General features: G+C 39.3%; 5 protein-coding genes. All 5 read left to right on the top strand.

Translation table 11 applies throughout. The features are described from left to right. The first annotated feature begins 364 nt into the window (after positions 1-364). The 5 genes from IIC38_18905 to IIC38_18925 all read left to right on the top strand — a co-directional run bounded on the left by IIC38_18905 (position 365) and on the right by IIC38_18925 (position 8,549). A complete protein-coding gene (locus IIC38_18905; GenBank protein ID MCH8127995.1) occupies positions 365-3,931 on the top strand; it encodes a DEAD/DEAH box helicase in 3,567 nt (1,188 codons plus the stop codon). A gap of 361 nt (positions 3,932-4,292) precedes the next feature. Then, positions 4,293-4,625 (top strand): hypothetical protein, encoded by a 333-nt coding sequence (locus IIC38_18910; protein MCH8127996.1) that lies wholly within the window; start codon positions 4,293-4,295, stop codon positions 4,623-4,625. Between the two features lie 586 nt (positions 4,626-5,211). Further along, positions 5,212-6,417 (top strand): hypothetical protein, encoded by a 1,206-nt coding sequence (locus IIC38_18915; GenBank protein ID MCH8127997.1) that lies wholly within the window; start codon positions 5,212-5,214, stop codon positions 6,415-6,417. A gap of 28 nt (positions 6,418-6,445) precedes the next feature. Then, positions 6,446-6,883 (top strand): hypothetical protein, encoded by a 438-nt coding sequence (locus IIC38_18920; GenBank protein MCH8127998.1) that lies wholly within the window; start codon positions 6,446-6,448, stop codon positions 6,881-6,883. After that, entirely contained in the window at positions 6,843-8,549 is a 1,707-nt protein-coding gene (locus IIC38_18925) for an MCP four helix bundle domain-containing protein (GenBank protein MCH8127999.1), read from the top strand. The genes IIC38_18920 and IIC38_18925 overlap by 41 nt, the downstream gene beginning before the upstream one ends. The last annotated feature ends 264 nt before the right edge of the window (positions 8,550-8,813 follow it).

Below are 8,813 nucleotides of genomic sequence, written 5' to 3' on the forward strand. Positions count from 1 at the left end.
CGGAAGATTTTCTTGCTATCGCAATCCGGGCAACATAGTTTATTAGGTTTTTTCTCAATAGAAAATAAAACTATACCACCTTTATATTCTGTTTTTACGTAACGATATCCAATGAGACCAAAAGTATGATAAAGTAATCTGGTGGTCATGATACATCTCCTTTCCTATGATTCTCAAACCATGGCAAGTTATCGTGTCCACCTATTATTCCTACTTAAATGTACGCATTATCCGGAAGAGCCTGTTTTTATATACTCGTTAGCAGAAATAAGCCCATTTAAAAACCAATAAATAATACAATTCAATAAAAAGACTAGGGTCTCTTATATTTATTCCTTTTTGCAAAAGTAGTTAAATATTCACAATGGCAAAAAAATACGGACAAACATGGTGGGGCGAAAATTGGCTAAAGGCTCTTGCAAATATTGATTGGGAAAACAGATTGCCTCGCGGCAGAACTTATGCAAACAAAGGGGCTGTTAAAAAAATAACCATTAATAAAAACAGAATTGATGCCAATGTTCAAGGCGTTAGATACAATCCTTATAAGATAAAAATTAAAATTCCATCCTTTACGGAAAAAGAAAAGAAATTATTAACAGAGAAAATTACTAATAACACCCTTCTTATCACAAAGCTGCTTAACAGGGAGTTACCTGCCGACTTAAATGATATTGCTCTGTCTAATGGCATAAAGATATTTCCTTCATCCTGGAATGATTTCGATATGTATTGTTCCTGCCCGGACTGGGCTGTGCCCTGTAAACATCTGGCATCAGTTATTTATATTATCGCCAATGAAATTGACAAAAACCCCTTTCTCATTTTCCAATTGCACGATTTTGATATTATCGAAGCATTAAAAAAGCAAAATTTAACCCTTGATTCAAGCACAAAAGAAAACATAAAAACAATCGACGATTTTGTAATCGACAAAGCATCACTCCACACTGATTTTAGTCCAGACAACCGTGAGGCAAGTTGGGATAAAAAAACTTCTGACAATATTGATTTCTCAATAATTGAAGATATAAGAGAAAACCTGCTCGAATTGTTAAATGCCAATCCCCTATTTTATGAGAAAGATTTTAAATCCATTTTAAATTCAGCCTATAAAAACATTTCAAGATCAACATCTGCAACCATTATTCGACAGCATCCGGATTCCGATAAATTACCTGAAATACAAGAAAGCGGTAAGATAAGTATTCAGTTAAATGAGAAATTTGAAGTGGCAAATATTTCCATTTTATCTGCAAAAGGAAATCTAAAGTTAAACCAACCCTTAAATGTGAAGTTTTTGATTCACACTTTAGATGATATTGAACTTAAAAATATAAAAAATTATAGTGAGTACATAAGGATTTTATACAATATTTATCATTTCACACTTAAAATTTTAGAAAAAAGTGCATTCATTCCACAGCTATTAAATATTGGAAAAAACCGGTATAAAATTCGCTGGATCCCTGCTATTATCAATCAGGAGGTCAAAAGTGTTTTTAATCAGCTTGCAGCTGTTACCCCGCCGGATATTTTGTGTTTTAAGTATAAACCGGCTAACCGAAAAACCGAAACGGCTAAATACCAAACCACCGAAGAGCAGATTCTGTCTATTTGTGCCTTGTTTATTGAATTCATGCTAAAAGAATTTAAATTATTTAGAAGGTCGTGGAATTCATACTATGGCAGCGATAAAATTCTCGACCTGTTTTTTCAGGGTAAGCCGACCGTTTTTGATGATTTTAGTGAGAAAGAAATTCCCAATACCATTCAGTTATGGTTAAGCAAGTTTTATGTTACGCATAAAAATTATATTCCTTTAATTAAGATAGAAGAAAAAAATAATGATTTTTCTGTTGATGTGATGGTAGAAGATAAAAAACAACCTTACAATGAACCCATCCATCTTAATAAGTTTATTTCGCAGAAAAAATATGAAAAGGTAAAATATGATGTATTAAAGGACCTGACGTTGTTATCGGAACATTTTACACAATTAACGGAAGTTATCAGAACAGATGGCAGGAAGAAACTTCTTTTTAACTCTGTAGAGTTTATTGAAATTTTTTTAAAGATACTGCCCGCAATCAGGTTGTTTGGTATCAATATTTTACTGCCAAAAGCACTACAACACCTGGTAAAGCCGCAATTATCGCTTAACCTTCAATCAAATGGTTCGCAAAAAATCGGTTCATATCTCGATCTTCAAAAAATGCTTTCGTTTGAATGGCAAATTGCTGTAGGTGAAGAAATAATCAGTGCGGATGAATTCAAAAAATTAGTTAAGGGGCTGTCAGGCATAGTAAAAATAAAAGAACAATTTGTGTTAATCGATAAGGATGATATCGACAAACTATTTAACAACCTGAACAATCCGCCTAAGCTAAACGCCAATGAACTGTTAAAAACCGGCTTAACTGAAGAATACAACAATGCAAAAATCGGATTGAGTAAGGAAGCAAAAAAAGCCATAGAGTCATTAATCAAAATTGAAAAAGTAGAACTTCCTGATAATCTTTATGCAACACTCCGTCCCTACCAGCTAAGCGGTTATGAATGGATGTATAAAAATGCAAAACTGGGCTTTGGCAGTTTAATTGCCGATGATATGGGGCTGGGTAAAACCGTTCAGGTATTGGCTACTTTACTAAAGTTTAAGCAAGAAGGGTTCCTCAAAAAGAAAAAAGCGTTGATAATTGTACCTACAACAATATTAACCAACTGGCAAAAAGAGATTGAAAAATTCACTCCCGATTTGAAATCATTGATATATCACGGGCAAAAAAGGAAATTAGATATTAAGAAACCTGACTTGATTATTACCACTTACGGAATGATAAGAAGCGAAGCGGAAAAGTTTCAAAAAACAAAATGGTACTGCATTGTAATCGACGAGGCGCAAAACATAAAAAACCCAGGAACCAACCAAACCAGAGCAATAAAAAAACTGAAAGCGGATGTGAAAATTGCTATGAGCGGCACGCCTGTCGAAAACCGCCTTTCGGAATACTGGAGCATATTGGACTATAGCAATAAAGGTTATTTGGGATCATTAACAAAATTTACCGAAGAATTTGCCAAACCAATACAAATCTATAGAAATCACGAAAGAGCCAACACTTTCCGAAAAATTACCGAACCGTTTATTTTAAGAAGATTAAAATCAGATAAAAACATCATAAAAGACCTGCCCGATAAAATAGAAAACAATCAATATTGTTCACTAACAAAAGGACAGGCAGCTATTTACCAGAACGTAGTTAATAATATGATGAAAGATATTGAAAATAATGAAGGTATTGCCAAAAAGGGGTTGGTGCTAAAACTAATAACTGCCTTAAAACAAATCTGTAATCATCCTTATCACTTCTTGAAAAAAGGAGAGCTTACTGCTAGTCTTTCCGGAAAGTCAACTCTTTTATTTAATATTCTGGAAAACATATATGAAAACAATGAGAAAACATTAATTTTCACCCAATACAAAGAGATGGGCAGCTTATTGGTAAAATTGATACAGGAAAATTTTAATACCAAACCATTGTTTCTGCACGGAGGGTTAAGCAGGAAAAAGCGGGATGAAATGGTTGAGAATTTTCAGGAAAAAAGAAATGAGAAAACATTTATACTTTCATTAAAAGCAGGCGGAACAGGTTTAAACCTAACTGCTGCGCGAAACGTAATCCATTACGATCTATGGTGGAACCCCGCTGTAGAAGCACAGGCAACAGACAGGGCGTATCGTATAGGGCAAAAAGAAAATGTAATGGTTTACCGGCTTTTAACCAAAGGAACTTTTGAAGAAAAAATTGAGGAAATGCTGAAAATAAAAAAAGAACTCGCCAATCTGACTGTTTCCACAGGTGAAAAATGGATTGGAGACCTCTCCAATAATGAATTAAAGGACTTAGTAAATTTGAGTTCACAGTAATGTAGAACCGAAAATTGGTCTTAAATCTGCTAACATTAGCTAAATTCAATGCGGGTGGGGGAAAGTATGATGCAGTTCATCCCGCACTGCATTTAGCCATAACGTTGAGCATAAAAAATGAAAAGAACACATAACAAATCGTTCCACCTGCCATTTTTCCGCTTCGCTCCAAAACCGTGGCGGTAGGATTGCGCGACATCATGTTCACGGGTTTATACGAAACTCACATTGACGTGGTCGATCTGGATCGATCGGTGAGCTTCTATGAAGACGTCCTTCAACTCGAACTTGGCGTCAAGGTCGTGGTCGATGCGGCGCGGGCAGATTCTCACTCAAAAGGAGCCAAGCGCGTGTTGCGATCATGTGGATCGGTGGACAGGGGCATGCGGCATTGGGCTTGTGGGAGCGCCCGGCAGATCGGATCAATGTCCAGCATTTCGCCTTCGAGCTCGCGTGGCCCGAAATGCTTTCGGTGATTGCGAATCTTGACCGGCGGGGGATCGAATTCCGCGATTTCGAGATGAATCGAACCACCACGCCTTCTGTCTTTGCGTCGGTACCCATGGCGTCCATCTACTTCGACGATCCCGATGGCCACCTTCTTGAGATTGTTGCAAAGCTGCCCGGAGTGCCACGTCCGGAGCTGGGCATCGTACCGTTGGATGAATGGAATCAAGGCGATAAGGATACCTGACGCCACGGTGTGCGAGTCTCAAACCTCCCTGGGCCCAACGTACAAGTCAACCCTTTGGAGATCAAGAAACAGTTGCTCCGAGACTCGCTGGTCAGGCGAGGTCAGGACTCATCCTCGAGCCGGTTTGCAGTTTCTTGAAATTGTTCCTTATGGGGTGCTATGCAGTTAGTTCCTGTTGATAGAAGTTAAGTTTCTCTTGCGAGTCAGTCAAAATCTTATAACTTTGGAATGTTATCAAGAAACAGGTATTCGGTATAAAATCATCTCAAATTTAAAATAATATTTGTCAAAAATAATAACCTTGAAGGGAGTTTTATCATGATTGGCAGAGCTATTCTTTATACCGGACTAGCAATGATTGCTGCAGCAGCTTTAAGAGCTCCATTAGATCTTCTGAGATTCGAAACTATTGATGTTTGGGGTCGGTAGTTCTTGCCGCAGGTTGTATTGTGGCCAGCATCGGGTTGGGCCTAACGGGGTCCAAACCGTGGGAGAAAATCACTGAAGCATCAAAACAGGTTAAGAAAATTCCTCGGAACTAAAAATCTGAAATGGGTCTGCCAGTTGTGTTGGAGAAGTTAAATCAATGAATCATTGCTGCAAGAAATTAAAAACACAGTCTATGATTGCAAACAAAATGACTTTGCTTTGCGCGATCGTATATTTATTAGTAGCTATAACGGTGGTCCCAAACATCTTCGCCCAGGAGAAAGAAACTCCGATTAAGATATTTGGCTACTTTCAGAATTCATTCCAGCAATGGACAGCCTTCCAGGAGCGGCCGAAACAGAATTCTTTCAGCTTACAACAACTCAATCTTCTTTTACAAAAAGACCTTGGCCCCAATTGGACTGCGTTTGTTAATTTTGAATTCCTGAACAACTTTTCGTCCGGTCGGCAATGGGGTTCGGCGAAGCTTGAGGAAGCCTGGGTGAAATACCGGGCCGACATGAGATTTAATTTGAAGCTTGGATTGCTCATACCCATCTTTAACAATCTCAATGAGATTAAGAATCGTACGCCATTGCTGCCCTATATTATCAGGCCGTTGGCCTACGAAACATCGTTTAGTGAATTTATTCCGATCGAAGTGTTGACCCCTGTCCAGGCGTTTGCACAGGTTTACGGTTTTTTTCCGGCTGGCGAAGCGAAATTTGACTATGCGGTTTATGTTGGCAACAGTCCGAACATAAACAATGATCCCAAGATCGGCCAAACCGGTATCGACTCCACCGCCACATTTCTTTTAGGCGGCCGGTTGGGTTGGCGCTATGGCGAACTAAAATTGGGTCTTTCGGCGACCTACGACAAAGACAATTCAGCAGAGGTTCTGGCGGATTCGCTTAACATACCGCGTAGTGAACTTAGCGCAATCCCTAAAATACGTTTCGGCGGAGATCTGTCTTATGACTTGGGCGATTTTTCATTCGAAAGTGAATTTATTAGAGTGAGTCTTGAACGAGATAGCCCAAAGTTGGATCGAACTCTCGATTTCTATTATGCCACCTTAGGTTATCATTTTACAGAAGCGCTTTTTATTTATGGCAGTTACTGGTTTTTAGATTCCCACGCAGCAATACCGGCGCTGCCAAATAAGAGAAAAAAAGAAGACGAAGATGTCAAAGTTAAAACCTTTGGCGCTTCTTTTAACATAATGGACAGAGTCAGGCTTAAAGCTCAATTTGCCCGGGTTAAACTTGACCATGAGGAACTAAAACTGTCGGATGGTTTGGTTACTCGAACAGAAGACAATTTTAGTACTTTTTCCCTTGCTATATCGGTATTCTTTTAAAATAGAAGTTCCTAAAATTATCAGCAAAATGATAAAAATAAAAATTGCGATTGTAACCCTGTTGTTTTTGTTCTGCTGGACAGAAACCTCATTTTCACAAGTGGTGGTGATCGCTCATAAATCAGTGCCAATTGATAAGATTAAGAAATCTGAGTTACTTGATTTCTATACGGGTGATATAAAGAAATGGCGCGATGATCAACCCGTGGTCGTTTTTGACTTGAAACCAAGAGGAGAAGTAAAGGAAACCTTTTACAAATTTTTGGGGAAAAGATCTTCACGCATGAAATCCATTTGGTTGAAGAAGATGCTCTCAGGTGAAGGAGATCCTCCTGTCTCTATGAAGTCTGAGGAAGAGTTATTGAAAAAAGTCGCTACTACGTCCGGGGCAATCGGGTTTGTCGGCCAATCCAAAGTTAGCGACGATGTCAAAACGCTTCTCATCATCGAGAAAGACAAGAAATGAACATTCTCAATCCATAGGGACCATAATTAAATTAAAGGATCTAAAACTGGGCACAAAACAGGGGATTGGCTTCGCTATAATCCTAATTATCATGGCGGGCGCCCATATTTATTCAGCAAGAAAAATGGCTGAAATAAAGGCTGAAATTGACGAAGTGACAGCAAGTTGGCTGCCAAGAGCCATTGCGATCTCAGCCATCAATATCAATACAGCTAACCTACACATTTTTCAATTGCAGTATGTTATTGCAACCGATGAAACAAGAAAGGAGGAGCTGAGTATTACGGTGAGTTCTTTAATAGATACGCTTAATGAGAATCGCGATAAATACGAAAAGCTCAGAGATTCTGCTGAGGATCGACATCTCTATTCTGAAAATGAACGGACGCTTTACGATGAATTCGATCAGAAGTGGGATGACTATCAATATTTAACTTATACAATTATTCAACTCATCAGAGATAATGAACCTGAGGCCGCAGTTGCGCTGCTGAACGGTGAGGCACAGGCTGTATTCAACGACTTGAGCGCCGACCTGAACGAACTTGTGAATATCAATAAGCAAGATTCTTTTGATGCGGCTAAACGAGCTGATATGACTTATCAATCTGCCCATAATATCATGATCAGTCTTTATATCTTCACGCTCCTGCTGTCTGTCTTTATCGCAACCCGGTTGGCTCGGTCCATTATCGGGCCTGTGCAACAACTGGAACAAGCTGCCGGCAAGGTTGCCAGGGGGGACCTCGCTGTGCGGTTGGATATGCCAGGCAAGGATGAGATTGGCAATCTTGCTCAGTCCTTTAATCAAATGACCTCCTCGCTACAGGAAGCGAAAGAAAAAACACGCCTTCAAGCTGATAAACTTGAGGCACGGAATCAAGACCTTGGCAGAACCATGTACCAGCTAAAGAAGACTCAGAACGAGCTTTTGATGAAAGAAAAAATGGCATCATTGGGCGATCTGGTAGCTGGCATTGCTCATGAAATCAACAATCCTATTGGCGTAATGATCAGTTCAACCGATGTCTCCTTGCGCTGCCTTGACAAAATAGAGATTGCCTTAGAAAAAAGTGAGACGACAGAGAAAAGAAGAAATAACAATCAGCTTCCCGAAGCCTTGAGGATACTGAAAGATAATATTAAAAACATATTAACAGCAGGTGATCGAATTGCGACAATTGTGAAAAGCATGAAAAATTTTGCCCGATTGGATGAAGCAGATTACCAGAAGGTGGATCTTCATGAAGGACTCGATAGCAGTCTGACATTACTTGGAACAGAACTGACGAACCGTTTAGAAATCGTGAAAGAATACGGTGAGATACCCAGGATTGAATGTTATCCCGGGCAACTAAATCAGGTGTTCATCAGCCTACTGAAGAACGCCTCCCAGGCCATTGAGGATTCCGGCACTATTGGGATTAAGACCTATAAGACAAAAAATCATATTCATGTCCAGATTTCCGACACCGGTAAAGGGATACCACATGAAAAATTAAACAAAATTTTCAACTTTAACTTTTCAGCGGCTGGTTCGCGCATTAAAATGGCAGCGGGGTTGACAACTGCGTATAATATTATTCAAAAACATAATGGAGAAATCAAGGTAAAAAGTGAAGTCGGAAAAGGAACGACCTTTTCGATAATTTTGCCTATAAAGTAGGGACTCTACCCAAAGGCGGTTTAATTAACCTGGACTATTCATGAACTTTGTCACTGGTTTATGAAAATGTCATTCCCGCCCAGGAGGCTGTTGCAGAATACACTTTTCTGGCGAAACGTCATTCTGAACGAAGTGAAGAATCTCTTGATTTTATTGAGCTTAAAACGTGCTAGAGATCCTTCGCTTGCGCTCAGGATGACCATTTTGTTATCTTAAGCTCCATTCTGCGACAGCCTGCCAGGCGGGACGGGGGTGACATTTTTG

This window comes from candidate division KSB1 bacterium (assembly GCA_022566355.1).
Lineage (GTDB): Bacteria > Zhuqueibacterota > JdFR-76 > JdFR-76 > DREG01 > JADFJB01.